Here is a 26,681-nt window from a genome sequence, read left to right on the forward strand (position 1 = left end):
GCCCGGTGCCGGCGCAGCGGCTCCACCTCCCGGAACGACCCCTCGTCCAGCAGCAGTTCGATCCGCTCACGCGCGGTCAGCTTGCCCTTGGCGTGCTGGGCCTCGGTGGCCCGCTCACCCGGACCGCGCCGAACCTGCTCACGGATGGCGTGCAGCTCCGCCACACGGCCACGGGCGTCACTCGCCGCGGGCGGCGTCTGGGACAGATCGGTCATGTTCAGACCCTACGAAACCGCCGCGCTGTTCGCCGTCGTCGGATTCGTACAGTCTCAGCCCGCGTTTCATGGCCACGCTGGACAGAACCGTATCCCTGACGCCGTCGCACCAGGGAGGATGCCCAGTTTCCTCCGGTGCGGGCTGTGGGGTTCCCACAGCCCGCACCGGAGGGGCGTTCAAGCCTGGGTGGGCGTGTCGTGACAGCCGGTCAGCCCTGGGGCTCCACTCCGGCGCGCAGCAGACCGTATGTGTAGGCGTCGACGAGGGCCTGCCAGGACGCGGCGATGACATTGTCGGCGACTCCGACGGTGGACCACTCGTCGCCACCGTCGCCGGTGGACACCAGCACCCGTGTGGTGGACTCCGTGCCGTGGGTGCCCGCCAGTATGCGGACCTTGTAGTCCACCAGCTCCATCCGGGCGAGTTCGGGGTAGATCTGCTCCAGGGCCAGCCGCAGCGCCCGGTCCAGAGCGTTGACGGGACCGTTCCCCTCTGCGGTGGAGACGGTGCGCTCACCCTTGGCCCACAGCTTCACGGTCGCCTCGTTGGCGTGGGAACCGTCGGGGCGGTTCTCCACGATGGCCCGCCAGGACTCGGTGGTGAAGAAGGGCTGGGGCCGCTCCTCCGTACCGCCCCGCAGCAGTTCCTTCCGCAGCAGCAGCTCGAAGGAGGCGTCGGCGGCCTCGTAGCTGTAGCCGCGCAGCTCGCGCTCCTTGACCCGCTCCACGATCCGGCCGACCAGCTCGCGGTCGCCGCCCAGGTCGATCCCCAGCTCCTGGCCCTTGAGCTCGATGGAGGCGCGGCCGGCCATGTCCGAGACCAGCATCCGCAGGCGGTTACCGACCAGTTCGGGGTCGATGTGCTGGTAGAGGTCGGGATCCACCTTGATGGCGGAGGCATGCAGACCGGCCTTGTGGGCGAACGCGGAGACACCGACGTACGGCTGGTGGGTGGAGGGCGTGAGGTTGACGACCTCGGCGATGGCGTGGGAGATCCGCGTCATCTCGCGCAGTGCGTCCTCGGGCAGGACCTTCATGCCGTACTTGAGCTGGAGTGCGGCTACCACCGAGAAGAGGTTGGCGTTGCCCACGCGCTCACCGTAGCCGTTGGCGGTGCACTGCACATGGGTGGCGCCGGCGTCCACGGCGGCCAGGGTGTTGGCCACCGCGCAGCCGGTGTCGTCCTGGGCGTGGATGCCCAGGCGCGCGCCGGTGTCGGCGCCCACCGTCCGCACCACCGCCTGGATCTGGGCGGGGAGCATGCCACCGTTGGTGTCGCACAGCACGACCACGTCGGCACCGGCCCCGTACGCGGTGCGCACGACCTGCTTGGCGTACTCGGGGCTGGCCAGGTAGCCGTCGAAGAAGTGCTCGCAGTCGACGAAGACCCGCCGGCCCTGCTCCCGCAGGTACTCCACCGTGTCGCGGACCATCGCCAGGTTCTCCTCCAGCGTGGTGCGCAGCGCCAGCTCGACATGGCGGTCGTGCGCCTTGGCGACGATGGTGACCACCGGTGCCCGCGAGTCGACCAGCGCCCGCACCTGCGGGTCGTCGGCCGCGGCGACGCCCGCCCGGCGGGTGGCCCCGAACGCGACGAGTCGGGCGTGGCGGAAGTCGATCTCCTCGCGGGCGCGCCGGAAGAACTCGGTGTCCCGGGGGTTGGCACCGGGCCAGCCGCCCTCGATGAAGCCGACACCGAAGTCGTCCAGGTGACGGGCGACGGTCAGCTTGTCCGCGACGGAGAGGTTGATCCCCTCGCGCTGTGCCCCGTCGCGGAGCGTGGTGTCGAAGACGTGGAACGCGTCGCCGGGGGACGCGTCCCCCGGCTGCCGTGAGGCCGCGGCGTCGGTCATGCTGGTCTGGCTCCTGTCGATGGATGCAGGTCCGGAGTACTTGGCCCTACTTGTCCCCATCATCCCTCACGCCCTCGTTCCGGCCGGGTGGCGCCGAAAACGAAAAGACCCCTCGCGGGTGCGAGAGGTCTGCGCGCGGGTCTGGGACACGGTGTCCGCCGCCGCACCGGATGTGTGCGTGGACGGTCACTGCGGACCGGCGCGCCCGCTGCCGATAATCATGGCGAGGTGAGGCACGGGCACAGTGTTGCACGGATCCGCTCCGCGGATCGGGAGGTCTCACCATGTGGTCACCGCGGTCCACCAGGACGCCCGGCGGGCGGAAGGGGAGCGGAAGGCGGGCGGGCGGGACGGGAGGGCCGGGATGCTCACGGCCCTCCCGTCCCGCCCGGCCCGTCTCAGGCCAGCCTGTGCATCCAGCCGTGTGTGTCCTGCGCGCGGCCGGTCTGGACCGCCAGCAGCGCCTCGCGCAGCTCCATCGTGATCCCGCCCGGCTCGCCGTCGCCCACCGTCCAGTTCCCGGCGGCGGACTTCACCGTGCCGACCGGGGTGATGACGGCCGCGGTACCGCACGCGAAGACCTCGGTGATCGAGCCGTCGGCGTTGCCCTCCCGCCACTCCTCGACGGAGATGAGCCTCTCCTCTGTGCGGTAGCCCAGGTCGGAGGCGATCGTCAGCAGCGAGTCGCGGGTGATGCCCGGCAGCAGGGTACCGGTCAGCCTGGGCGTGACGATGGTGGCGTCCTTGCCCGAGCCGAACACGAAGTACATGTTCATGCCGCCCATCTCCTCGATCCAGCGGCGCTCACCGGCGTCCAGCCAGACCACCTGGTCGCAGCCGTGCTCGGCGGCCTCGGCCTGGGCGACGAGGGAGGCCGCGTAGTTGCCGCCGGTCTTGGCCTCGCCCGTGCCGCCGGAGGCGGCGCGCACGTACTCCTGCGACAGCCAGACCGAGACGGGCTTGACACCGCGCGGGAAGTAGGAGCCCGCGGGTGAGGCGATCACCACGAACAGGTACTCGTCGGCGGGCTTGACGCCGAGTCCGACCTCCGCGGCGAACATGAAGGGACGCAGGTACAGCGACTGCTCGCCCTTGCCGGGCACCCACTCCCTGTCCTGCTGCACCAGCAGGTCGCACGCCTCGACGAATGCCTCCACCGGCAGCTCGGGCATCGCCAGCCGGCGTGCGGAGCGCTGGAAGCGCCGGGCGTTGGCGTCCGGACGGAAGACGGCGACCGAGCCGTCGGACTGGCGGTACGCCTTCAGTCCCTCGAAGATCGTCTGGGCGTAGTGCAGTGTCATGTTCGCCGGATCCATCTGGAACGGGGCGTACGGCTGGAGCTGCGCGTCGTGCCAGCCGCGGCCCTCGGTCCACCGGATGGTGACCATGTGATCGGTGAAGTGCCGGCCGAAACCGGGGTCGGCGAGCACCGCCTCGCGCTCCGCGGCGGACAGCAGCTGCGCGGAGGGCTTGAGGTCGAATTCGATACGGGGCGTCGTCATGTTGAGCGCGTCCTTCACTGGGTGTCGTGGTGGACCGCGCTCCCGTCGCCCCGGTCGGTACTAGGACATCCGAGTTTCCCTGCGTACAGCGGCCCCGTGTCCGATTATCGGGGGCAGCAGACCGCATGGGGTCACGGGTGGGCGGTCCTGGTGGTAGATGTTCGCACCCAACCGCCGAGTAGCCCAGCGGCCGGGCACCTGCGGCCCGGCCGGACGGAGCGTACGGCCGGGCGTCAGCCGGCTACTCGCGTCGCGAGGGCGTCGCCGATCTCGTCGGTGGTGCGGGGCTCGGAGCGCTCCGCGAGGTCGGCCGAGACCGCGTCCTCGATGCGGGCCGCCTCGGGGTCGAGGCCCAGGTGCCGCAGCATCAGCGCGGCGGACAGGATTGTCGCCGTGGGGTCGGCCTTGCCGGTGCCGGCGATGTCGGGCGCGGAGCCGTGGACCGGCTCGAACATCGACGGGAAGGCGCCGGTGGGGTTGATGTTCCCGGAGGCGGCCAGCCCGATGCCGCCGGTGACGGCGGCGGCGAGGTCGGTGAGGATGTCACCGAAGAGGTTGTCGGTGACGATCACGTCGAAGCGCTCCGGCCGGGTGACGAAGAAGATCGTCGCGGCGTCCACGTGCAGATAGTCGGTGGTGACCTCGGGGTACTCCTCGCCCACCCGGTCGAAGGTGCTCTTCCACAGATGGCCTGCGTGCACCAGGACGTTGTTCTTGTGGACCAGCGTGAGCTTCCTGCGCGGCCGGGACTTGGCCCGCTCGTAGGCGTCCCGCACCACGCGCTCCACCCCGTAGGCGGTGTTCACGCTGACCTCGGTGGCGACCTCGGCCGGGGTGCCGGTGCGCAGGGAGCCGCCGTTGCCGGTGTACGGACCCTCAGTGCCCTCCCGGACGACGACGAAGTCGATGTCCGGGCGGCCCGCGAGCGGGGTCGCGGTGTTCGGGAAGAGCCTGGAGGGACGCAGGTTGACGTAGTGGTCGAAGGCGAAACGCAGCTTGAGCAGCAGCCCGCGCTCCAGCACACCGGAGGGGACCGTGGGGTCGCCGATCGCGCCGAGCAGGATGGCGTCGTGGTCCCTGAGCCGCTCCAGCTCCGCGTCCGGCAGGGTCTCCCCCGTTGCGTGCCAGCGCTTCGCGCCGAGGTCGTACTCCCGTGTCCGCAGCTTCGCGTCCTGGGGGAGGACCGCGGACAGGACCTTCAGGCCCTGGGTCACGACTTCCCGGCCGATGCCGTCACCGGGGATCACTGCGAGGTCGATGCTGCGAGACATGGGAGGGACCCTACCGCTCGTCCCAGGAGTTGACACGCGCTGTCCGCGATACGGACCGGACGTTCCTGCTCCGCGCGAGCTCCGCACCAGCGCCGTACGAGCGCCGTACGAGCCGAGGCCGGAATTCTGGGGGTTCCGGGCGGGAACCCGCAGGGCGGTACGGCCCGGGGCGGCCGGACGGCGGGCCGGCCTCAGTGGCCGGTGGCGCCGCCGTTGTCCCGGCGGTCCAGCGCCCGCTGAAGGGCGGCGGCCGCGTTGCGGCGGTCGGCGTTGTCGTGGTGGTCGCGGGCGGTGTGGCGGGGGCGGCGTGCGGTCGCGTCCATGGCGAACTCCCTGAGGGGACGGAGGAACCGGAGAGGGTGGAAGGAGAGGGGTTTCCCAGGTGCCGTAAGGGCGGGGGCGGCGGGTGCGGCAGGGGTCACCTGCGACAGGCACTGCGCCTCATCCGCCATTCGCTGATGAAGCGAGACGTTCGGCTCCTACCAAAGTAAGGGCTGAGAGCTGTGATGTCCCGCCGGTTAGTCGGCCTTCCTACTATCTGAGACGATGCCTTCTCCGACCTGCGGTTCTGCCGCTGTGACGCCGCACACTTCCCTCTTTCGGGCACCGAAGTGTCTCCCACCGACCGCCACCGCCACTGCCACTGCCACCGCCACGTTCAGATCGTCGGCCGTCTGCGCCGTGCCCTCGAGAAGTCCATCGATGACAGCGACCATGCGGCCTACCAGGACATGAACGTCATCCACGGGCTGACGGCCTATGTCCCCGGTCTGTTCGTCGCTCCCGAGGACGACATCGAGCACGTCACCGAGGACGGGCTGGGACTGAGGGGTCCCGTGTGGAGATGGTCGTCGAGGTGGTCTCCCCCGGGGCACCGCGCGACCGAGCGCGACCCGGTCCGCAAGCGCCGCGCGTACGCCCGCACCGGGGTGCCGGTGTACGTCCTGATCGGCGACCACGACGGCCACGGCACCGTCACCGGGCTGACCTCCCCCTCCCCCTCCCTCGCCGCGGCGCCTGACGCCGCCCGCCCCGCGCACGGGCCGCTGAGGGAGGTCAGCCCATGTGGGGGTAGCGGTAGTCGGTTGGCGGGATCAGGTTCTCCTTGATGGAGCGGGTGGATGTCCAGCGCATCAGGTTCTGCTTGGAGCCCGCCTTGTCGTTGGTGCCCGACGCCCGGCCGCCGCCGAAGGGCTGCTGGCCGACGACCGCGCCGGTGGGCTTGTCGTTGATGTAGAAGTTGCCGGCGGCGTAGCGCAGCTTCTCGCAGGCGTGCGCGGCGGCGGCACGGTCCTGGGCGATGACGCAGCCGGTCAGGCCGTACGGAGCGACCGACTCCATCTGCTCCAGCACCGCCTCGTACTCCGCGTCCTCGTAGACGTGGACGGCCAGGACCGGGCCGAAGTACTCCTGCCGGAAGACCTCGCTCGCCGGGTCGGTGCAGGTGATGACGGTGGGGCGGACGAAGTAGCCGACGCTGTCGTCGCAGCTCCCGCCGGCGACGATCTCGCAGTCCGGGTCGGACTGCGCACGCTCGATGGCCGCCTTGTTCTTGGCGAAGGCTCGCTCGTCGATGACGGCGCCCATGAAGTTCGACAGGTCGGTGACGTCGCCCATGGTCAGACCATCGACCTCGGCCGTGAACTCCTCCCTGAAACCGTTCTCCCAGATGGAGCGCGGCACGTAGGCGCGCGAGGCGGCCGAGCACTTCTGGCCCTGGTACTCGAAGGCGCCGCGGGTCAGCGCGGTCCTCAGCACAGCCGGGTCGGCCGAGGGGTGGGCGACGACGAAGTCCTTGCCGCCGGTCTCACCGACCAGGCGCGGGTAGGTCCTGTAGTTCTCGATGTTGTTCCCGACCGTCTTCCACAGGTACTGGAAGGTCTTCGTCGAGCCGGTGAAGTGGATGCCGGCGAGGTCGGGGTGGGCCAGTGCCACCTCCGAGACCTCCTTGCCGTCGCCGGTCAGCAGGTTGATGACGCCGTCCGGCAGCCCCGCCTCCTCCAGCAGGCGCATCAGCAGCACGGCGGCGTGGGTCTGGGTCGGGGACGGCTTCCAGAGGACCGTGTTGCCCATCAGCGCCGGCGCGGTGGGGAGGTTGCCCGCGATGGCGGTGAAGTTGAAGGGCGTGATCGCGTAGACGAAGCCCTCCAGCGGGCGATGGTCCATGCGGTTCCACACGCCCGGGGAGTTGGCGACCGGCTGCTCGGCCAGGATCTGGCGTGCGTAGTGGACGTTGAAGCGCCAGAAGTCGATCAGTTCGCAGGGGGTGTCGATCTCCGCCTGCTGCGCCGTCTTGGACTGGCCGAGCATGGTGGAGGCGGCCATCGTCTCGCGCCAGGGTCCGGCCAGCAGCTCGGCCGCCCGCAGGAAGACCGCGGCGCGGTCGTCGAAGGAGAGCGAGCGCCACATCGGGGCGGCGGCCAGCGCCGCGTCGACGGCCTCCTGCGTGTCCTGCCGGGTGGCGTGGGCGGCGGTGCCCAGCACCGCCTCGTGGTTGTGGGGCTGTACGACGTCGAAGCGCTCGCCGCCGCCGAGACGCCGCTTCCCGCCGATGGTCATCGTCAGGTCGATCGGGTTCTCGGCCAGCTCCTTGAGCCTGGTCTCGAGACGGGCGCGCTCCGGCGTGCCGGGGGCGTAGGTGTGCACCGGCTCGTTCACCGGCGTGGGGACCTGGGTCACAGCGTCCATGAGCCGTGTCTCCTTCGAGGTTCGCATCTGTCGTCGTACGTCGGGGGGCCGCCCGTGCGCGGCCGCGGTCCGTTCAGCCTCTGGTGGCCAGCGAGCGCAGGAAGAAGGCCAGGTTGGCGGGGCGCTCGGCCAGGCGCCGCATGAAGTACCCGTACCAGTCGGTGCCGTACGGGACGTACACGCGCATCCGGTGGCCGGCGGCGGCCAGCCGCTCCTGCTCGGCGGTGCGGATGCCGTACAGCATCTGGAACTCGTACTCGTCCGGCTTGCGGCCGGCGCGGCGGGCCAGTTCCTGGGCGATGGCCACCATCCGCGGGTCGTGGGAGCCGATCATGGGACAGCCCTCGCCCGCCATCAGGATCCGCAGGCAGCGGACGTACGCCCGGTCCACCTCGCGTTTGTCCTGGAGGGCGACGGAGGCGGGCTCCTTGTAGGCGCCCTTGACCAGACGGACCCGGGATCCCTCGCCGGCCAGGGCACGGCAGTCGTCCTCGGTGCGGTACAGGTACGACTGGAGTACCGCGCCCGTGGCGGGAAAGCGTTCGCGCAGCTTCGCCAGGATGGCCAGCGTGGAGTCGACCGTGGTGTGGTCCTCCATGTCCAGGGTGACGGTGGTGCCCGCCTCGGCCGCGGCCTCCACGACCCGCAGGACGCCCTTGTAGGCGATGTCGTCACCGCCCGGGAGGGCCTGTCCGAAGGCGGAGAGCTTCACCGACATCTCGGCCCGCACTCCCAGGCCGGCCTCCCGCAGCGCCTCGGCCAGGACCAGGTAGGCGTCGCGGGCGCGCAGGGCCTCGGTGCGGTCGGTGACGTCCTCGCCCAGGTGGTCGAGGGTGACCTCCAGGCCCCGGCCGGTGAGGGAGCCGACGGTCTCCATGGCCTGGTCGAGGCGCTCTCCGGCGACGAAGCGGTCCACCACGGGGCGGGTGACCGGTGCGGCCGAGACGACGCGGCGAATGCTGTCGCTGCGCGCGGCCGCGAGGAGCACGGGACCCAGCACGGGGCACCTCCACGGGTGGTTCTCTGACGGTGGTCGGGCGGCTGGTGAGCCACCGTCGAAACTAAGGATCGCTCCGCTTTCCCGCCATCGACAGCTGTCACGCTTCCGTGGCCCAGATCTCAGACATTTGTATGACAATGGTGGTGTCCGCGGAGGTTCCGCGGGCGGTGTGCGAAAGGCGGCGCGGAGCGGTGCGCGAGGACTACCAGGTGCTGATCGACGAGGTGACCGCCCTCCTCGGTACTCCCGCGACACTGGAGAACCGCGACTTCGGGCTGATCGCCTTCGGAGTCCACGAGGGGGAGGGCGACGAGGACGGGGAGGACGGCGCTCTCCTGATGGACCCGGTGCGCACCCGCTCGATCCTCCGGCGTCGCTCCACCGCACGGGTGCGGGCGTGGTTCGAGAGTTTCGGCATCACCCGGGCGGTGGAGCCCGTACGGATTCCGCCGGATCCGTCGGCCGGGGTGCTGCGGGGCCGGATCTGCGTGCCGGTGCGGCACGGCGGTGTGGCACTGGGCTACATCTGGCTGCTGGACGACGGTGCGCTGGAGCTGTCCGACCCCCGGCTGGCCGACGTACGGGCCGTCGCGCGCCGCGTCGGCTCACTGCTGGCCGACGAGTCCCGGGCGGGTGCGCGCCGGGGCGAGCTGCTGCGTGCCCTGCTCACCGCGGCGCCGGAGCACCGGGCGGCCGTGGATCTCGCGGAGGCGGAACTGGCCGGTGAGCTGGGGCCGGTGGCGGCGGGGCCGCTGGCGGTGGTGGCCGTGGTGCCGTGGGAGGAGGATGCGGAGGGCCGGTCCGCGGCGGCGCCCGGAATCCCCGGCGCGGTCGCGGTGTGCGCGGTGCCCGGGGCGGAGGGACTGGCCGTGCTGGTGCGGCTGCGCACCTCCGGAGCCCTCGGTCCGGCCCGCACAGCCGCCGAACGGCTGCTGCGCTCGCCGCGCGCCGGGGCGGCGGCGGGAATCGGCGAGCCCTGCACGGGTCTGGGCCCGGTGCCCGGTGCCTGGTGGCAGGCACTGGCCGCGGCGCGGGCGGCGCGGGCGGAGAGCAGGTTCGGGCCGGTGGCGCGGTGGGACCGGATCGGGCCGTACCGGCTGCTGGCCTCGGTCGCTCGCCCCTCCGGCTCGTCGGCGACCGGGGCGCCGGATCCGTCGGTGCGGGTGCTGCTGGAGCCCGGCCGCCGGGAGATGGCCCGTACCGCCGAGGCGTTCCTGGACTGCGCGGGCCAGGCGGGCCGCACCGCGGCGCTGCTGGGCGTCCACCGGCAGACGCTGTACTACCGGCTGTCGCGGGTGGAGCAGCTCACCGGTCTCGACCTGGGGGACGGCGAGGACCGGCTGCTGCTGCACATGGCGCTGAAGACGGCACGGCTGCTGGAGGGCTGAGAGGCCGCCTCCGCGGAAGACGCCCGCCGCGGCTGGGCCGTGGGGCGGTACGACCGTACGACGGACCGCCGCGGCCTCGGCACGGATGTCCGTGCCGAGGCCGCGGCGGTCTCCGGATTCCCTCGGAAGTTCACCTGGGGGAGGGATCTTCGATCAGTCCTCCAGGTTGACGTTGCGGGCCGAGGTAGCGCCGATCTCCTGGGCGATCTCACCCATCACCGGGGCCGGGATGAGGCCGTCCACAGTGAGGGCGACCAGCGCCTCGCCGCCCTCCTCGGCGCGGGAGACCTGCATACCCGCGATGTTGATGCCGGCCTCGCCCAGGACGCGGCCGACGGTGCCGACCACACCGGGGCGGTCGGCGTACCGCAGGAAGGCCATGTGCTCGGCCAGCGCCAGGTCGACGTCGTACTCGCCGACCGCGACGATCTTCTGGACGTGCTTGGGGCCGGAGAGGGTGCCCGAGACCGAGATCTCCTGGCCGTCGGCCAGGGTGCCCCGTACGGTCACCACGTTGCGGTGCTCCGGGGACTCCGAGCTGGTGGTCAGCCGGACCTCAACCCCGCGCTCCTGCGCGAACAGCGGCGCGTTGACGTAGCTGACCGTCTCGTCGACGACGTCCTCGAAGACACCCTTGAGCGCGGAGAGCTCGAGCACCTTGACGTCGTGCTGGGTGATCTCGCCGTAGACCTCGACATCGAGCCGGACGGCGACCTCGCCCGCCAGCGCGGTGAAGATCCGCCCCAGTCGCTCGGCCAGCGGCAGCCCGGGCCGGACGTCCTCGGCGATCACGCCGCCCTGGACGTTGACCGCGTCCGGGACCAGCTCACCGGCGAGCGCCAGCCGCACCGAGCGGGCGACCGCGATGCCCGCCTTCTCCTGCGCCTCGCCGGTGGAGGCGCCCAGATGCGGGGTGCACACGACGTTGTCGAAGGCGAAGAGCGGGGAGTCGGTGCACGGCTCGGTGGCGTACACATCCAGGCCCGCGCCCGCGACCCGGCCCTCCTTCAGGGCCGCCAGCAGCGCCGCCTCGTCCACGATGCCGCCGCGCGCGGCGTTGACGATCCGTACGTCCGGCTTGACCTTGTGGAGCGCCTCGTCGCCGATCAGACCCAGCGTCTCGGGGGTCTTGGGCAGGTGGACGGTGATGAAGTCGGAGGTCTCCAGCAGCTCCTCCAGGGAGAGCAGCCTGACGCCCATCTGCGCGGCCCGGGCGGGCTGCACATAGGGGTCGTAGGCGACGACCTTCATCCCGAAGGCGGACATCCGCTGGGCGACCAGGACACCGATGCGGCCGAGGCCGACGACGCCGAGGGTCTTCTCCGAGAGCTCCACGCCGGTGTACTTGCTGCGCTTCCACTCGCCGTTCTTCAGGGCGGTGCTGGCCTGCGGAATGTTGCGGGCGGTGGCGATGAGCAGACCGCAGGCCAGCTCGGCCGCGGTGACGATGTTGGAGGTCGGCGCGTTGACGACCATCACGCCGGCCTTGGTGGCGGCGGAGACGTCGACGTTGTCCAGGCCGACTCCCGCACGGGCGACGACCTTCAGCCGCCGGGCCGCGGCGATGGCCTCGGCGTCGACCTTGGTGGCACTGCGCACCAGGATCGCGTCGACGTCGGCGACTGCGGCCAGGAGTTCGGCCCGGTCGGCCCCGTCGCAGTGCCGGATCTCGAAGTCCGGGCCGAGGGCGTCGACCGTGGCCGGGGAGAGTTCTTCGGCGATGAGTACTACGGGTTTGCTCACTTCGGTCTTCAGTCCTCACTGGTCCGTGCCGGCGGCCGCGGCCCGACGGCCGAGGGCGGTGGAGGTGGGCAGCCGCGTGGAGACGCACGACGCTGTGAGCCTGTGACGCGCTTGTGCGTGCAGTGTATCGGCGGAGGAGCGGCCCCGGTGGCCGATCACCGGGGCCGCTCCGTCCCGTCGGCGGGCCGCGGCGTCCACCTGCGGGCGGGGTCGGGCGGCGCCGGGCCGTCCGCGACGGCCCGGCGGTCCGCTCAGTTCTCGTCGTCGACCCAGCTCATGAGCTTGCGCAGCTCGCGGCCGGTGGTCTCCAGCAGGTGGTCGCCGTCGGCCTTCTTGTACTCGTTGTACTTGGGCAGGCCGGAGCTGTACTCGGCCATCCAGTTCCTGGCGAAGGTGCCGTCCTGGATCTCGGCCAGGACCTTCTTCATCTCGGCCTTGGTGTTCTCGTTGATGATCCGCGGGCCGGTGACGTAGTCGCCCCACTCGGCGGTCTCGGAGACCGACCAGCGCATCTTCCCCAGGCCGCCCTCGTACATCAGGTCCACGATCAGCTTCAGCTCGTGCAGGCACTCGAAGTACGCGATCTCCGGCTGGTAGCCGGCCTCGACCAGGGTCTCGAAGCCCGCCTTGACCAGGGCCGAGGCACCTCCGCACAGCACGGCCTGCTCACCGAACAGGTCGGTCTCGGTCTCCTCGGTGAAGGTGGTCTTGATGACGCCGGCGCGGGTGCCGCCGATGCCCTTGGCGTAGGACAGTGCCAGATGGAAGGCCCTATCGGTGGCGTCCTGCTCGACGGCCGCGATGCAGGGGACGCCGCGGCCCTCCTCGAACTGGCGGCGGACCAGGTGACCCGGCCCCTTGGGAGCGACCATGCACACGTCCACACCGGCCGGAGGCTTGATGAAGCCGAAGCGGATGTTGAAGCCGTGGCCGAAGAAGAGGGCGTCGCCGTCCTCGAGGTTCGGGGCGATGGACTCCTCGTAGACCTTGGCCTGGATCGGGTCCGGCACCAGCACCATGATCACGTCGGCCTCGGCGGAGGCCTCCGCCGGGGTGACCACGCGCAGTCCCTGCTCCTCGGCCCGGGCCCGGGACTTGGAGCCCTCAGGGAGGCCGACGCGGACGTCGACGCCCGAGTCGCGCAGGGACAGGGCGTGGGCGTGGCCCTGGCTGCCGTAACCGAGGACCGCGACCTTGCGGCCCTGGATGATGGACAGGTCGGCGTCGTCGTCGTAGAACAGCTCGGCCACTTGGGATATCTCCTTGTTGTTCCTGCCGCACCGGCGGTCTCGCCGTACGGGTCGGGGGTGCGGGGCCCGTCCCCGGGACCGCCGCCGGAGCCACCGTATGCCGGTGCGGGCGGGGACGGGCCGGGGTCTCGCTATGCGGTCCGGTCGAGCGCGCGCAGCGAACGGTCGGTGATCGACCTCGCTCCGCGGCCGATCGCGATCGTGCCGGACTGGACCAGTTCCTTGATGCCGAACTGCTCCAGCATCTTGAGCATGGCCTCCAGCTTGTCGCTGCTGCCGGTCGCCTCGATGGTGACGGCCTCCGGGGAGACATCGACGGTCTTGGCGCGGAAGAGCTGGACGATCTCGACGATCTGCGAGCGGGTCTCGTTGTCGGCGCGGACCTTCACCAGAACGAGTTCGCGCTGGACGGCGGAGCCGGGCTCCAGCTCGACGATCTTCAGCACGTTGACGAGCTTGTTGAGCTGCTTGGTCACCTGCTCCAGCGGGAGGTCCTCGACGTTCACCACGATGGTGATGCGGGAGATGTCGGGGTGCTCGGTGACGCCGACGGCGAGCGAGTCGATGTTGAAACCACGGCGGGAGAACAGGGAGGCGATCCGGGCGAGGGTGCCCGGAGTGTTCTCCACCAGGACGGAGAGCGTGTGTTTGGACATCGGGTGTGGTGTTCCGTTCCTAGGGTTCCTCTGGGGCTCGGTCGTCCGGGACTCAGTCGTCGCCGTCGCCGAAGTCGGGACGGACGCCGCGCGCCGCCATGACCTCGTCGTTGGAGGTGCCGGCCGCGACCATCGGCCAGACCATCGCGTCCTCGTGGACGATGAAGTCCACGACCACGGGGCGGTCGTTGATGGAGTTGGCCTTCTCGATCACCGCGTCGAGCTGCGCGGGGTCCTCGCAGCGGATGCCGACGCAGCCCATGGCCTCCGCCAGCTTCACGAAGTCCGGGACGCGGGTGCCCCTGTTCTCGGGGCTGACGGCGTCCGGACCGCTGTGCAGCACGGTGTTGGAGTAGCGCTGGTTGTAGAAGAGGGTCTGCCACTGGCGAACCATCCCCAGGGCGCCGTTGTTGATGATCGCGACCTTGATCGGGATGCCGTTGAGCGCGGCGGTCACCAGTTCCTGGTTGGTCATCTGGAAGCAGCCGTCGCCGTCGATCGCCCAGACGGTGCGGTCCGGGACGCCGGCCTTGGCGCCCAGCGCGGCCGGGACGGCGTAGCCCATGGTGCCCAGGCCACCGGAGTTCAGCCAGGTGGCGGGCTTCTCGTACTTGACGAAGTGGGCGGCCCACATCTGGTGCTGGCCCACACCGGCGGCGAAGACCGTGCCCTCGGGGGCCAGCGCGCCGATGCGCTCGATGACCTGCTGCGGGGCCAGGGAGCCGTCCTCGGGGTGGTCGTAGCCCAGCGGGTACGTCTCGCGCCAGCGGTTCAGCTGCCGCCACCACTCGGTGTGGTCGCCGGTGTTGCCCGCCTCGTGTTCGGCCCGGACGGCCACGATCAGATCGGCGATGACCTCGCGGGCGTCACCGACGATCGGGACGTCGGCGACGCGGTTCTTGCCGATCTCGGCCGGGTCGATGTCGGCGTGCACGATCCTCGCGTACGGCGCGAAGGAGTCCAGTCTGCCGGTGACGCGGTCGTCGAAGCGGGCTCCGAGCGCGACGATCAGATCGGCCTTCTGCAAGGCGGTGACGGCCGCGACGGTACCGTGCATGCCGGGCATGCCCAGATGTTGCGGGTGGCTGTCGGGGAAGGCGCCCAGCGCCATCAGGGTGGTGGTCACGGGGGCGCCGGTCAGTTCGGCCAGCACCTTCAGCTCCTTGGCGGCCCCGGCCTTCAGGACGCCGCCGCCCACGTACAGCACCGGGCGGGCGGCCTCGGTGATGAGCCGGGCGGCCTCACGGATCTGCTTGGCGTGCGGTTTGGTCACCGGACGGTAGCCGGGCAGGTCCGTCGCGGGGGGCCAGGAGAAGGTCGTCCGCGCCTGCAGGGCGTCCTTGGCGATGTCCACCAGAACCGGGCCGGGCCGGCCGGTGGAGGCGATGTGGAACGCCTCGGCGATCATCCGCGGGATGTCGGCCGGGTCGGTGACCAGGTAGTTGTGCTTGGTGACCGGCATGGTGATGCCGCAGATGTCGGCTTCCTGGAAGGCGTCGGTGCCGATCGCCCTGGAGGCCACCTGGCCGGTGATCGCGACCAGCGGAACGGAGTCCATGTGCGCGTCGGCGATCGGGGTGACCAGGTTGGTGGCGCCGGGGCCGGAGGTGGCCATGCAGACGCCGACCCTGCCGGTGGCCTGGGCGTAGCCGGTGGCGGCGTGACCCGCGCCCTGTTCGTGGCGCACGAGGACGTGGCGCACCCGGGAGGAGTCCATCATCGGGTCGTAGGCGGGCAGGATGGCGCCCCCCGGAATGCCGAATACCGTGTCGGCGCCGACTTCCTCGAGAGAACGGATGAGGGACTGGGCTCCCGTGACGTGCTCGACGGTGGCGGGCTGCGGCTGCGCTCCGCCGGTACGGGCCCGCGGCTGCGGGCGAGGGGCCCCGGTGGCCTGCTCGGTCATCACTTGTCTCTTCTCGGAGAGTTGAGGGTTTGACGCTCGTTGTAGGTGGCTGTGAGTGGGTCGCGCTCGAGTGCCGCTGGCATCGGTGCAACAAAAAACCCCTCGTGCCGTCAGGCAAGCGAGGGGAGCGCGTCGATGTCGCCCACAGGGCGGGCATGCCCTGTGTCAGTCGACGCGCTGTCCAATTACGAGAAGTCGGGTGCGCATGGCACCGACCATCCTCCCGCGGTACCTGAGGTGTCAAGTGGGTGGGACGGACGTCTCACTATTTGAGCGCAACGGAGGATGCTTCGCCGGGCCGTGCGCGGCCGGTCCGCTCCTGTGCGCGGGCATCGAACCGGCGACCACCACCGCGCGGCCGATGCCCGGGAAGTGCTGCTCCCCGCCGGAGACGGGGTAACTCCCGCGGGCCAGGGCGCGCCTGAGCCTGTGCTCGTCCAGGGGCTTGGAGAAGGCAGCTCCCTGAGCGTGGGTGCAGCCCAGCTCGCGCAGCGCGTCGGCCTGTTCGGGCAGGTCCACGCCGCCGGCGACGGAGAGCATTCCGAGGTCGTCGGCGATCCGCAGCAGCCCGGAGGTGATCTTCCGCACCCTTGGAGAACCCACCACTCCGTCGACCAGTGCGCGGTCCAGCCTCAGGGCGTCGGCGGGGAGCCTGCGGAGCGCGGCGAGGCCGCAGTGGGCGCCGCCGAAGCCGTCCAGTGTGATGCCGACCCCGGTCCGCCGCAGTGCGGTGACCCACAGCTCCAGTTCGTCCAGGGAGACACGGGGGTCGGTGTCGGCCAGTTCGACGATGAGGGCGTCGGGCGGCAGCCCGTGCCGGGACAGCAGCGTCTCGACGGTGGCCGGGGTCGTGGAGCGGTCGGTGAGGCGACGCGCGTCCAGCCGTACGGACACCGGCACGCGGTAACCCGCGTGGTGTCTCTCGGCGGCCTGCTCGATGGCCCTGCGCAGCAGCCACCGGCCCGCGTCACCGCCGCGGGCGTCCGCGGCGGGGCCGTGCGGGAGCTGCGGGCCGTACTGCGCCGGTGGGACGGCCTGCTGGCCCTGCGGGGCGGGCCGGGGCCCTCCCGGCGGGAAGAGCACGCCCCGGGCAGGGCGCCTGCGGGCCTGGGCCGTGACCGAGGTGATCTTCCCGCTGGAGAATTCGACCACGGGCTGGTGCAGCAGCGCGAACTCGCTCTCGGCCAGCACTCCGCGCAGCCGGTCGGTGGTCAGCTCGGCCCGGCGGACGGCCTCGGCCTGCGGCTGCGAGGCGTACAACTCGACCCGGTTCTTGCCCGCCTGCTTGGCCCGGTACATCGCCAGGTCGGCATGGCGCATCAGCACGGCCGGTGTCACCCCGGACTCGGCGAAGGCCACCCCGATGGAGGCGGCGACCCGCGCCTCGCCGCCCTCGACCTGGTAGGGCCGCGAGAGGGTGGCACGCAGTCGCTCGGCGATCTCCAGGACGCGGTACTCGCGCTCGGCCCGGTCGCACTTCCCGTCACCGACGATGAGCGCGGCGAACTCGTCGCCGCCGAGCCGGGCCGCGGTGTCCCCGGCACGTACGGCCTCCCGCAGGCGGCGGGCCGCCTGGATCAGCAGTTCGTCCCCCGCCTGGTGGCCGATGGTGTCGTTGACGGCCTTGAAACCGTCGAGGTCGATGTAGAGCAGCGCCGTGTGGCCCGCCCCCGCGTCGCCGCGGCGCCGGCCGCCGAGCGCCTGGTGGACGCGCTCGGTGAACAGCGAGCGGTTGGGCAGGTCGGTCAGCGGATCGTGGGAGGCGTTGTGCTGGAGCTGCGCCTGGAGCCGCACCCGCTCGGTCACGTCACGGCTGTTGAAGATCAGGCCGCCCTGGTAGCGGTTGACCGTGGACTCGATGTTGAGCCAGCGGCCCGAGGCGTGCCGGATGCGGCACTCGATGCGGGTGGAGGGCTCCTCCCGGGGCGGAGTGGCCAGGAAGCGGCGCACCTCGTGCAGAACCCGCCCCAGGTCCTCGGGGTGGATGAGGGAGGCCAGTTCGGAACCGACCAGCCTGTCCGGCTCCCGGCCGTAGACACCGGCGGCGGCCGGGGAGACGTAGCGCAGTATCCCGGCCGGCGAGGCGATCATGATGACGTCGCTGGACCCTTGCACCAGCGACCTGAAGTGGTTCTCCTTCTGGGCCAGTTCCTGGGTGAGGCGGATGTTCTCCAGCAGCATGATGCCCTGCCGGATCACCAGGGCCAGGACGACAGTGCAGCCGGTCAGCAGCACCACCGGGTCGATGGCCCCGCCACCGCGGACGTTGTAGAGGATCCCCAGGGTGCAGACGGTGGCCGCCAGGTAGGGAGCGAGAGCGGCCAGCGACCCGGCCACCGCCCCGTTCCCGGGCACGGGCGGCCGGACCACCGGACGGCCGTCCCCCTCCCGGTAGCCGACCCAGGGGGCGTACGCGAGCAGCAGCGACCCGGCGAACCAGCCGGCGTCGAGGATCTGCCCGGAAGAGTAGTTCTCCCGCAGCAGGGGCGAGGTGAACAGGGCGTCGCAGAGCACGGTGAGGGCGAGCGCGCCGATGACGGTGTTGACGGCGGACCGGTGGGCGGACGAGCGGCGGAAGTGGAGCGCGAGCACCATGCTGATAAGCACGATGTCCATCAGGGGATAGGCCAGCGAGAGGGCCACCAGGGGGAGGGACTCCCCCTGCCAGTGCGAGGTGTGGTCCAGCGCCAGGCTCCAGGAGAGGGTGAGCAGCGAGCCGCCGACCAGCCAGGCGTCCAGGAGCAGGCGCGTCCAGCCGGCCCGGGTGACCGGTCGTTTGGCGAGGACCAGCAGACCGATGATGGCCGGGGGCGCGAAGAGCAGGAAGCAGAAGTCCGCCGCCGAGGGGCTGGGCACGGGTACGTCCAGCACCACCTCGTACCAGCCCCAGATCCCGTTGCCGAGCCCGGCCATCGCCGAGGAGACGCCGAACAGCGTCCAGGCGGGCCGGAGCGGCGTGTCCGGGTGGGCGCGGGCGTAGTGCACACACGATCCCGCGGCCGTGAAGGCCGCGGCGCTCAGCCCGAAGTCGCCCATGAACAGTGCCACCGCCTGCGAGCCCCAGCCCAGCACCGCGCCCACCGCGTACGCCCCGCACACGGCGGCCAGTACCAGCCGCGGGAACGCCCGCCGCTCCTCGGCGCCCGTCCCGCCGTGCGGGCGGGGCGGCCGCGGGAAGCGCGGCTGGCCCGTCCCCCGGGCGCTCATCGCGCCGCCTCCGGCCGCGGCAGGCCCTTCTCCGGCCCGGGCCCCACGGACCGGGATCGTGTCCAACACCGTTCGCGCGTCCGGTGATTCGTCCGGTGGCCGTGCATATCGCCCGTCCCCCTCACTGGTTCTGGTACGCCCCCGGACCGGACGATACACCAGGTCCGTCACTCAGGGACATATGGTCTCTACGCAGCGTGACGAATGAAGGGATTGCCGATACAATCCGCAGCCGCATATATCCGGAGCGTGCGGATGACGGTGCGGGCGGTCCTCCGCGCCTACGCCACCCGCCTCGCACCCCCGCTCCCCGCTCCCGTCCCCTCCGCCGCCCGGCGGCCGACCGTCCGGACGGGGCCGTCACCCGGCCGCGGCGACGACGTTCTCCGGCTCCTCCCCGGCCGCGAAGCGCCGCAGCTGACTGCGGAGCAGCCGCTTGGCGCGCGGCAGGAACGCGGACGTCGGACCCCCCACGTGCGGCGTGATCAGGGTGCCGGGCGCCCTCCACAACGGGTGGTCGGCGGGCAGTGGCTCGGGGTCGGTGACATCGAGTGCCGCCCTCAGCCGTCCGGACCCCAGTTCCGCCAGCAGCGCGTCGGTGTCCACGACGGCGCCGCGTGCGACGTTCACCAGCAGCGCTCCGTCCTTCATGCGCGACAGGAACTCCGCGTCCACCAGCCGGCGGGTGGCGTCGGTGAGCGGGGTGACCAGGAAGACCACGTCGGCCTCGGGCAGCAGCCGGGGCAGGTCGGCAAGGGTGTGCACCGGGCCCCGCGGCGTGGCGCGGGCGCTGCGGGCCACCCGGTGGACCGCCGACGGCTCGAAGGCCCCCAGCCGGTCCTCGATGGCCGCGCCGATCGAACCGTGACCGACGATCAGTGCCGTCCGGTCGGCGAGGGCGGGCCGGAAGCCCGGTGTCCACCGGCCGGCGTCCTGGGCGCGGACGAAGGAGGGGATGTCGCGCAGCGAGGCGAGGGCGAGGGTGAGCGCCAGTTCGGCGGTACTCGCGTCGTGGACGCCGCGGGCGTTGCACAGCAGGGCGCCCCGGGGCAGTTGCGGTACCGCGGGCTCCACGTGGTCGATGCCGGCGGTGAGCGTCTGCACCACCCGCACGTTCGGCATGTGGGCCAGTGGTCGTACAGCGACGGCCTGACCCTTCAGATAGGGAACGACGTAGAAGACGCAGTCCGCGGGGTCCGCTGGGAACTCCTCTTCCCCACCCCAATGGATATAGCGGAATTGTTCGGGCAATTCTCCTATCTCGGCAGGCGGAACGGGCAGCCAGACATCTGCGGAAGCCATGGCCAGAGGCTATCCGGAGGCTGCGCGGAGGCGCCGGAGCACATCCGTTAGGTTGGGAGCGCCCCACGGGGGTGACCCCGCGGGGGCGAGGAGGGAGCACGCCCAGGTGGAGCGCAGGACAATCGGTGCGGGGGCGCTGGAGGTGGGCGCCGTCGGGCTCGGCTGCATGCCGATGAGCTGGGCCTACACCGCGTCCGAGCGGGACGGCAAGTCCTCGATGCGCACGGTACACGCGGCCCTCGACCGCGGGGTGACGCTGCTTGACACCGCCGACATGTACGGGCCGTTCACCAACGAGCTGCTGCTGGGCCGGGTGCTGCGGCGGCGGCGCGCGGACGTGTTCGTCTCCACCAAGTGCGGCCTCCTCGTCGGCGAGCAGCACATCGTCGCCAACGGACGCCCCGGCTACGTCAAGCGTGCCTGCGACGCCTCGCTGCGCCGGCTGCAGACCGATGTGATCGACCTCTACCAGCTCCATCGCGCCGACCCCGAGGTGCCGGTGGAGGAGACCTGGGGTGCGATGGCCGAACTGGTGACGGCCGGCAAGGTGCGCTCGCTGGGGCTGTGCGCGGTGGGCCCGCGGGAGCGGCGCCGCGGGTCGGACGCGTCCGCGTACGCCGGAACGCTCCGGCAACTGGAGCGGGTCCAGCAGGTCTTCCCCGTCAGCTGTGTGGAGGCCGAGCTGTCGGTGTGGTCCCCCGAGGCCCTGGCCTCGCTGCTGCCGTGGTGCGAGGCGCGCGGCATCGGCTTCCTGGCGGCGATGCCGCTGGGCAGCGGCTTCCTGACCGGCACCCTCACCCCGGGTGGCGGCTTCGAGCGCGACGACGTGCGCGCCCGGCACCCGCGGTTCACGGCCGAGATGATGGCGGCCAACCAGCCGATCGTCGCCGGGCTGCGGCGCGTCGCCGCCCGGCACGGCGACGCCACCCCGGGCCAGGTGGCCCTCGCCTGGCTGCTGGCCCAGGGACGGCACGTGGTGCCGGTACCGGGCGCCAAGAAGGAGCGCTGGGCGATGGAGAACGCGGCGGCGGCACGTCTGGAGCTGACCGCGCGTGACCTGACGGAGATCGCCGCGCTGCCCTCCGCCCAGGGGTCGTGGGACTGAGCCGGGAACATCCGGCGCCTTCACGGCGTACGGTCGGGTGTACGGGCCGGCCGGCGCGCACCGCGTGCACGGCCGGTCCCCGCACCGCAGGCGAGAGCCGCCCGTAGCCGAGAAGTCGAAAGGCGCACCGATGCCGCGAAGCCGTCCCCTGTCCGTACGTCCACATCCGCGACCGCCGCTGCGGAGGACCGCCGCCGCTCTCGCCGGGCTCGCCCTGCTGGCGGCTGGCTGTTCGGACGGCGGATCGGGTGAGGGGACCCCGGACCCCACCGGCACCACCTCCTCCCCCTCCCCCGGTGAGTCCCGCTCCCCCGGCTCCTCGGCCGCACCCGCCGAGGGCTCGGCCGAGGTCACCGGCACCGTGGCCGAGAACCTCGACTCCCCCTGGGGACTCGCCCCGCTGCCCGACGGCGGACTGCTGGTCTCCTCCCGGGACGAGGGCACGATCTCGCTGATCGACCCGGAGAGCGGAAAGGCCACCGAACTGGGCTCGGTGCCAGGCGTCGAGCCGGGCGGCGAGGGCGGACTGCTGGGTATCGCCGTACCGCCCGACTTCGCCGAGGACCGCTACATCTACGCCTACTTCACCAGCGCCTCCGACAACCGGGTCGTGCGCATGCTCCACGACGCCGACAAGGAGGAGGGCAACCGGCTCGGCGCGCCCAGCACCGTCCTGCGCGGGATCCCCAAGGGGATGATCCACAACGGCGGCCGGATCGCCTTCGGTCCGGACCGGATGCTCTACGTGGGCACTGGCGACTCCGGCGACCAGAGCCTCGCCCAGGACCGGGAGTCGCTCGGCGGCAAGATCCTGCGTATGACGCCGGACGGAGAACCCCCCGGCCGCGGCAACCCCGAGGAGGACTCGGTCGTCTACTCCTGGGGCCACCGCAACGTCCAGGGCCTGGCCTGGGACGCGGACAAGCGGCTGTGGGCCTCGGAGTTCGGCCAGAACACCTGGGACGAGCTCAACCTGATCCGGCCCGACGGAAACTACGGCTGGCCCGAGGTGGAGGGCGAGGCCGGAGAGGGGGACTTCATCGACCCCGTGGCGCAGTGGAAGCCCGCCGAGGCCTCCCCCAGCGGCATCGCCGTCGCGGAGGGCTCGGTGTGGATGGCGTCGCTGCGGGGGGAGCGGCTGTGGCGCGTCCCCTTGGACGGCGAGAAAAAGGTGGCACAGCCGCAGGCGTTCCTGGAAGGTGAGCACGGGCGGTTGCGGACGGTCGTCTCCGACGGCGGCGACGGGCTGTGGCTGGTAACCAGTGAGACCGACTCACGCGGTACGCCCGCCGAGGACGACGACCGCATCCTGAAGCTGGAGGTCAGTTGATGTTCAACCTGATCGAGGAACTGTTCAGCCCCGGACGCCGCCACGCCGACGACGAGCGCAGGCGGCTGGAGAACACCCGGGTGGAAGAGGGCAGCCACGATCCGGGACGCGGCCCGATCGACCTCTCCTCCGGGCACGTTCTGATCAGGACCCGCGGCCCCGGACGGAAGTCGGCCGCCTGACGGCCGCCTGCCCCCGGGCACTGCGACGGCCCGGCCGGCGGCCCCGGAGGGAAGCGCGGGCCGGGCCGTGGCGGCCGGGGGCGTCAGCCCTGCACGCCCAGCTTCTCCAGGATGAGCTCGCGCACCCGGGCGGCGTCCGCCTGGCCCCGGGTGGCCTTCATGACGGCGCCGACGAGCGCGCCCGCCGCCGCAACCTTGCCGCCGCGGATCTTCCCGGCGATCGCCTCGTTGGCGGCGATCGCCTCGTCCACGGCCGCGCTCAGCGCGCCGGTGTCCGAGACGACCTTCAGACCGCGCTTGTCCACGACCTCGTCCGGCCCGCCCTCACCGGCCAGGACGCCTTCGATGACCTGGCGTGCCAGCTTGTCGTTGAGGGAGCCGTCGGCAACCAGCCCGCACACCCGAGCGACCTGGGCCGGGGTGATCGGCAGGGCGGAGAGCTCGGTGCCCTGCTCGTTCGCCCGGCGGGCCAGCTCGCCCATCCACCACTTACGGGCCTGGTCCGCCGGGGCCCCGGCGTGGATGGTGGCGGTGATCAGATCGATGGCGCCGGCGTTGAGGACGGACTGCATCTCGTGCTCGGAGATGCCCCACTCCTCGCGCAGCCTGTTGCGGCGCAGGCGCGGCAGTTCGGGCAGACCGGCCCGCAGCTCCTCCACCCACTCGCGCGCCGGCGCGACGGGAACCAGGTCCGGCTCGGGGAAGTAGCGGTAGTCCTCCGCCTCCTCCTTGACCCGGCCGGAGGTGGTGGAGCCGTCGTCCTCGTGGAAGTGACGGGTCTCCTGGACGATCGTCCCGCCCGAGCCCAGCACCGCGGCGTGGCGCTGGATCTCGAAACGGGTGGCCCGCTCCACGCTGCGCAGCGAGTTGACGTTCTTGGTCTCCGAGCGGGTGCCGAACCTCTCGGTGCCGTGCGGTCGCAGCGACAGGTTGACGTCACAGCGCATCTGGCCCATCTCCATCCGGGCCTCGGACACCCCGAGGGCCCTGATGAGCTCGCGCAGCTCGGCGACGTACGCCTTGGCCACCTCCGGCGCACGCTCCCCGGCGCCGGTGATCGGCTTGGTGACGATCTCGATCAGGGGGATGCCCGCGCGGTTGTAGTCCAGCAGCGAGTGCACGGCGCCGTGGATACGGCCGGTGGCGCCGCCGATGTGGGTGGACTTGCCAGTGTCCTCCTCCATGTGGGCGCGCTCGATCCCGACGCGGAAGACCTCCCCGTCCTCGAGCTGGACGTCCAGATAGCCGTCGAAGGCGATCGGCTCGTCGTACTGGGAGATCTGGAAGTTCTTCGGCATGTCCGGATAGAAGTAGTTCTTCCGGGCGAAGCGGCACCACTGGGCGATCTCGCAGTTCAGCGCGAGACCGATGCGCACGGCGGACTCCACCGCGGTGGCGTTGACCACCGGCAGCGAGCCGGGCAGTCCGAGGCAGACGGGGCAGGTCTGCGCGTTGGGCTCGGCGCCCAGCGCGGTGGAGCAGCCGCAGAACATCTTGGTCCTGGTGCCCAGTTCGACATGGACCTCGAGGCCCATGACGGGATCGTAGGAGGCCAGCGCGTCCTCGTACGACACCAGTTCGGTGACAGTCACGAAAGTCAAACCTTTCAGGCGCTGCGGTCAGTCGTCGGCGAGGACGTCGTCGATGTCCAGGCGCCGCACCTCGCGGACGAGGATGGCGACGCCGGTCAGGATCGCGGCGCCGGAGACGACGGCGTCCAGGAGCTGGAGCCTGTCCTCCTCCCGCCGGGCGAGCTGCATCTGCTTGACGACGCCGACGGCGCCGAAGAGCGAGGTGCCAATGGACAGGTACAGGCCGGCCCGGGACTTCTTGAAGCCCCTGGCCTTCTTCAACGCGCTCACAGCCTGCCTCCGTTCGCTTCTCCGCCCGCACGGCACAGCAGCGCGGACATCATCGTCGTCTGCGGCCCGGCGGCCGCGCGTGCGACGCTCACAGCCTGCCCCCGTTCGCTTCTCCGCCCGCACGGCGGAAAGACACGGCCTCCATGGTCATCTGCGGCCCGGCGGCCACGCGTGCGACGCTCACAGCGGGGGCGCCTCCTCCAGCAGCGGGTGTCCCCAGCGTGCGTGGTACGCGGCCTCGACCGCCGCTCCGACACGGTAGAGCCGGTCGTCGGCCATGGCGGGGGCGATGATCTGCAGGCCCACCGGGAGTCCGTCCTCGGGTGCCAGCCCGCACGGCAGCGACATGGCCGCGTTGCCCGCCAGGTTGGACGGGATGGTGCACAGGTCCGCCAGGTACATGGCCATCGGGTCGTCCGCCCGCTCCCCGATGGGGAACGCGGTGGTCGGCGTGGTCGGCGAGACCAGCACGTCCACCTTCCCGAAGGCGGCGTCGAAGTCGCGCTTGATCAGGGTGCGCACCTTCTGGGCGGAGCCGTAGTAGGCGTCGTAGTAGCCGGAGGACAGCGCGTAGGTGCCCAGCATGATGCGGCGCTTGACCTCGGGGCCGAAGCCCGCCTCACGGGTGAGGGAGGTGACCTCCTCCGCCGAGCGGGTGCCGTCGTCACCGGTGCGCAGGCCGTAGCGCATGGCGTCGAAGCGGGCCAGGTTGGAGGAGCACTCCGAGGGCGCGATCAGGTAGTAGGCCGCCAGCGCCTTGTCGAAGGACGGGCAGGAGATCTCGACGATCTCGGCGCCCAGTTCACGCAGCAGTTCCACCGACTCGTCGAAGCGCCGCATGACCCCGGCCTGGTAGCCCTCGCCCGCGAACTCCCTGACCACGCCGACGCGCAGACCCTTGACATCGCCGTCACGGGCGGCCTCGACCACCGGCGGGACGGGGGCTTCGACGGAGGTGGAGTCCAGCGGGTCGTGTCCGGCGATCGCCTCATGCAGCAGGGCCGCGTCCAGGACGGTGCGGGCGCAGGGCCCGCCCTGGTCAAGGGAGGAGGAGAAAGCGACCATGCCGAAGCGGGAGACGGCGCCGTAGGTCGGCTTCACGCCGACCGTGCCGGTGACCGCGGCCGGCTGGCGGATGGAACCGCCGGTGTCGGTGCCGATGGCCAGGGGGGCCTGGTAGGAGGCGAGCGCCGCGGAGGAGCCGCCGCCGGAGCCGCCCGGGATGCGGGTGAGGTCCCACGGGTTGCCGGTCGGGCCGTAGGCGCTGTTCTCCGTGGAGGAGCCCATGGCGAACTCGTCCATGTTGGTCTTGCCCAGGATCACCACGTCGGCGTCCTTCAGACGCCTGGTGAGCGTGGCGTCGTACGGCGGGATCCAGCCCTCGAGAATCTTCGAGCCGACCGTGGTGGGGACGCCCTCGGTGGTGAAGATGTCCTTGAGCGCGAGCGGGACGCCGGCCAGCGGGCCGAGCCTCTCGCCGCGGGAGCGCTTGGCGTCCACGGTGCGGGCGCGGGCCAGCGCGCCCTCGCGGTCCACGTGGAGAAAGGCATGCACCTTCTCGTCCACGGCCTCGATACGGGCGAGGTGGGCCTCGGCCACCTCGACGGCGCTCGTCTCGCCGGATGCGATCCTCGCGGCGGTCTCGGCCGCGGTGAGCCTGGTCAGGTCACTCGAGTGCGTCACGGCGTTCACTCCTCCCCCAGGATCTGCGGCACCTTGAAACGCTGCTGCTCCCGCGCCGGGGCTCCGGAGAGCGCCTGCTCGGGGGTCAGCGACGGACGGACCTCGTCCGGGCGCATGACGTTGGTCAGCGGCAGCGGGTGGGAGGTCGGCGGAACGTCCTCGTCGGCGACTTCGGAGACGCGGGCGACCGCGCCGATGATGTCGTCGAGCTGTCCGGCGAAGTGGTCGAGCTCTTCGTCCTTCAGCTCCAGACGTGCCAGCCGGGCGAGGTGGGCGACCTCCTCGCGCGTGATGCCAGGCATGCAGCGATTCCTCGGGGTGAGTGGTGGATCCTTCGGGGCTTGGCGGGCTCTCCCCGCCGTCCGCCCCGATCCTGTGACTCCTCCGTCTCCTGAGCGGGACGGCTTCCCCCCCGGCCTTCCGGCCGGGGCGCGGCCAAGTCCTGACCGCTGCCCGGAGGGCAGACCAGCATGCTAACAGTTTGGCCGCGGCGCACGGCGGCGCACGGCGGGCGGTCGTGGCGGACGCCGCCTACCTC

22 protein-coding genes are annotated in these 26,681 nt (G+C 71.5%); 5 read left to right on the forward strand and 17 right to left on the reverse strand.

Annotated features, from left to right (window positions below; translation table 11 throughout):
- The 5 genes from LJ221_RS12760 to LJ221_RS23465 form a co-directional block, all read right to left on the reverse strand.
- The coding region (locus LJ221_RS12760) for a carboxyl transferase domain-containing protein (protein ID WP_302851994.1) at positions 1-215 on the reverse strand (215 nt) is incomplete at its 3' end.
- Positions 216-424: 209 nt separating this feature from the next.
- Positions 425-2,068: a citramalate synthase gene (gene cimA / locus LJ221_RS12765; protein ID WP_241716441.1), complete on the reverse strand. Its 1,644-nt coding sequence runs from the start codon at positions 2,066-2,068 to the stop codon at positions 425-427.
- A gap of 398 nt (positions 2,069-2,466) precedes the next feature.
- Positions 2,467-3,570 (reverse strand): branched-chain amino acid aminotransferase, encoded by a 1,104-nt coding sequence (locus tag LJ221_RS12770; RefSeq protein ID WP_241716443.1) that lies wholly within the window; start codon positions 3,568-3,570, stop codon positions 2,467-2,469.
- A gap of 233 nt (positions 3,571-3,803) precedes the next feature.
- Positions 3,804-4,841, reverse strand: coding sequence for a 3-isopropylmalate dehydrogenase (locus tag LJ221_RS12775; RefSeq protein WP_241716445.1), 1,038 nt, complete (start codon positions 4,839-4,841; stop codon positions 3,804-3,806).
- A gap of 191 nt (positions 4,842-5,032) precedes the next feature.
- The gene (locus tag LJ221_RS23465) at positions 5,033-5,164 is read right to left on the reverse strand and encodes a hypothetical protein (protein ID WP_302851995.1); all 132 of its coding nucleotides are present in this window, start codon (positions 5,162-5,164) and stop codon (positions 5,033-5,035) included.
- 288 nt (positions 5,165-5,452) lie between these two features.
- Between LJ221_RS23465 and LJ221_RS12780 the strand changes: the two genes are divergently transcribed.
- Positions 5,453-5,950, forward strand: coding sequence for a Uma2 family endonuclease (locus LJ221_RS12780; RefSeq protein WP_241716447.1), 498 nt, complete (start codon positions 5,453-5,455; stop codon positions 5,948-5,950).
- Here LJ221_RS12780 and pruA read toward each other — a convergent pair.
- Both pruA and LJ221_RS12790 read right to left on the reverse strand, forming a co-directional pair.
- Entirely contained in the window at positions 5,898-7,529 is a 1,632-nt protein-coding gene (pruA, locus tag LJ221_RS12785) for an L-glutamate gamma-semialdehyde dehydrogenase (RefSeq protein WP_241716449.1), read from the reverse strand. The two genes, LJ221_RS12780 and pruA, sit on opposite strands and share 53 nt — an antisense overlap.
- A gap of 73 nt (positions 7,530-7,602) precedes the next feature.
- Positions 7,603-8,529: a proline dehydrogenase family protein gene (locus LJ221_RS12790; RefSeq protein ID WP_241716451.1), complete on the reverse strand. Its 927-nt coding sequence runs from the start codon at positions 8,527-8,529 to the stop codon at positions 7,603-7,605.
- A gap of 191 nt (positions 8,530-8,720) precedes the next feature.
- Between LJ221_RS12790 and LJ221_RS12795 the strand changes: the two genes are divergently transcribed.
- Positions 8,721-9,917 (forward strand): CdaR family transcriptional regulator, encoded by a 1,197-nt coding sequence (locus tag LJ221_RS12795; protein WP_241716479.1) that lies wholly within the window; start codon positions 8,721-8,723, stop codon positions 9,915-9,917.
- A 153-nt stretch (positions 9,918-10,070) separates the two neighbouring features.
- On the opposite strand, the gene serA is transcribed toward LJ221_RS12795, so the two are convergent.
- From serA to LJ221_RS12825, 6 genes are all read right to left on the reverse strand, one after another.
- Positions 10,071-11,660 (reverse strand): phosphoglycerate dehydrogenase, encoded by a 1,590-nt coding sequence (gene serA, locus LJ221_RS12800; protein ID WP_241716453.1) that lies wholly within the window; start codon positions 11,658-11,660, stop codon positions 10,071-10,073.
- 251 nt (positions 11,661-11,911) lie between these two features.
- On the reverse strand, positions 11,912-12,910 hold the full coding sequence (ilvC, locus tag LJ221_RS12805) for a ketol-acid reductoisomerase (RefSeq protein WP_241716455.1): 999 nt from the start codon (positions 12,908-12,910) through the stop codon (positions 11,912-11,914).
- A 131-nt stretch (positions 12,911-13,041) separates the two neighbouring features.
- A complete protein-coding gene (gene ilvN / locus LJ221_RS12810; protein ID WP_241716457.1) occupies positions 13,042-13,566 on the reverse strand; it encodes an acetolactate synthase small subunit in 525 nt (174 codons plus the stop codon).
- 52 nt (positions 13,567-13,618) lie between these two features.
- The gene (locus LJ221_RS12815) at positions 13,619-15,472 is read right to left on the reverse strand and encodes an acetolactate synthase large subunit (RefSeq protein WP_241716459.1); all 1,854 of its coding nucleotides are present in this window, start codon (positions 15,470-15,472) and stop codon (positions 13,619-13,621) included.
- 240 nt (positions 15,473-15,712) lie between these two features.
- On the reverse strand, positions 15,713-18,679 hold the full coding sequence (locus tag LJ221_RS12820) for a diguanylate cyclase domain-containing protein (RefSeq protein ID WP_241716461.1): 2,967 nt from the start codon (positions 18,677-18,679) through the stop codon (positions 15,713-15,715).
- A 360-nt stretch (positions 18,680-19,039) separates the two neighbouring features.
- Complete coding sequence (locus LJ221_RS12825) at positions 19,040-19,981, reverse strand: 2-hydroxyacid dehydrogenase (protein ID WP_241716464.1); 942 nt, start codon at positions 19,979-19,981, stop codon at positions 19,040-19,042.
- 106 nt (positions 19,982-20,087) lie between these two features.
- Here LJ221_RS12825 and LJ221_RS12830 point away from each other — a divergent pair, with 106 nt between their 5' ends.
- From LJ221_RS12830 to LJ221_RS12840, 3 genes are all read left to right on the forward strand, one after another.
- Positions 20,088-21,086, forward strand: a complete 999-nt coding sequence (locus LJ221_RS12830; protein ID WP_241716466.1) for an aldo/keto reductase — start codon at positions 20,088-20,090, stop codon at positions 21,084-21,086.
- A gap of 130 nt (positions 21,087-21,216) precedes the next feature.
- Complete coding sequence (locus LJ221_RS12835) at positions 21,217-22,416, forward strand: sorbosone dehydrogenase family protein (RefSeq protein WP_241716468.1); 1,200 nt, start codon at positions 21,217-21,219, stop codon at positions 22,414-22,416.
- Positions 22,416-22,598, forward strand: a complete 183-nt coding sequence (locus tag LJ221_RS12840) for a DUF6191 domain-containing protein (RefSeq protein ID WP_241716470.1) — start codon at positions 22,416-22,418, stop codon at positions 22,596-22,598. The genes LJ221_RS12835 and LJ221_RS12840 overlap by 1 nt, the downstream gene beginning before the upstream one ends.
- A gap of 83 nt (positions 22,599-22,681) precedes the next feature.
- On the opposite strand, the gene gatB is transcribed toward LJ221_RS12840, so the two are convergent.
- From gatB to gatC, 4 genes are all read right to left on the reverse strand, one after another.
- Entirely contained in the window at positions 22,682-24,190 is a 1,509-nt protein-coding gene (gene gatB / locus LJ221_RS12845) for an Asp-tRNA(Asn)/Glu-tRNA(Gln) amidotransferase subunit GatB (RefSeq protein ID WP_241716471.1), read from the reverse strand.
- 27 nt (positions 24,191-24,217) lie between these two features.
- The gene (locus tag LJ221_RS12850; protein WP_241716473.1) at positions 24,218-24,460 is read right to left on the reverse strand and encodes a hypothetical protein; all 243 of its coding nucleotides are present in this window, start codon (positions 24,458-24,460) and stop codon (positions 24,218-24,220) included.
- Positions 24,461-24,640: 180 nt separating this feature from the next.
- Entirely contained in the window at positions 24,641-26,143 is a 1,503-nt protein-coding gene (gene gatA / locus LJ221_RS12855) for an Asp-tRNA(Asn)/Glu-tRNA(Gln) amidotransferase subunit GatA (RefSeq protein WP_241716475.1), read from the reverse strand.
- A gap of 5 nt (positions 26,144-26,148) precedes the next feature.
- On the reverse strand, positions 26,149-26,445 hold the full coding sequence (gene gatC, locus LJ221_RS12860; protein ID WP_241716477.1) for an Asp-tRNA(Asn)/Glu-tRNA(Gln) amidotransferase subunit GatC: 297 nt from the start codon (positions 26,443-26,445) through the stop codon (positions 26,149-26,151).
- Positions 26,446-26,681: the final 236 nt, after the last annotated feature.

Source organism: Streptomyces sp. CNQ085 (assembly GCF_022614595.1).
In the GTDB taxonomy this organism is placed as follows: domain Bacteria; phylum Actinomycetota; class Actinomycetes; order Streptomycetales; family Streptomycetaceae; genus Streptomyces.

Bases quoted from the DNA above. Each gene is read 5' to 3' on its own strand.
- cimA (WP_241716441.1), bottom strand. From the start codon at position 2,068: ATGACCGACGCCGCGGCCTCACGGCAGCCGGGGGACGCGTCCCCCGGC.
- LJ221_RS12770 (WP_241716443.1), bottom strand. From the start codon at position 3,570: ATGACGACGCCCCGTATCGAATTCGACCTCAAGCCCTCCGCGCAGCTG.
- LJ221_RS12775 (WP_241716445.1), bottom strand. From the start codon at position 4,841: ATGTCTCGCAGCATCGACCTCGCAGTGATCCCCGGTGACGGCATCGGC.
- LJ221_RS23465 (WP_302851995.1), bottom strand. From the start codon at position 5,164: ATGGACGCGACCGCACGCCGCCCCCGCCACACCGCCCGCGACCACCAC.
- pruA (WP_241716449.1), bottom strand. From the start codon at position 7,529: ATGGACGCTGTGACCCAGGTCCCCACGCCGGTGAACGAGCCGGTGCAC.
- ilvN (WP_241716457.1), bottom strand. From the start codon at position 13,566: ATGTCCAAACACACGCTCTCCGTCCTGGTGGAGAACACTCCGGGCACC.
- LJ221_RS12815 (WP_241716459.1), bottom strand. From the start codon at position 15,472: ATGACCGAGCAGGCCACCGGGGCCCCTCGCCCGCAGCCGCGGGCCCGT.
- LJ221_RS12820 (WP_241716461.1), bottom strand. From the start codon at position 18,679: ATGAGCGCCCGGGGGACGGGCCAGCCGCGCTTCCCGCGGCCGCCCCGC.
- LJ221_RS12825 (WP_241716464.1), bottom strand. From the start codon at position 19,981: ATGGCTTCCGCAGATGTCTGGCTGCCCGTTCCGCCTGCCGAGATAGGA.
- LJ221_RS12835 (WP_241716468.1), top strand. From the start codon at position 21,217: ATGCCGCGAAGCCGTCCCCTGTCCGTACGTCCACATCCGCGACCGCCG.
- LJ221_RS12840 (WP_241716470.1), top strand. From the start codon at position 22,416: ATGTTCAACCTGATCGAGGAACTGTTCAGCCCCGGACGCCGCCACGCC.
- gatC (WP_241716477.1), bottom strand. From the start codon at position 26,445: ATGCCTGGCATCACGCGCGAGGAGGTCGCCCACCTCGCCCGGCTGGCA.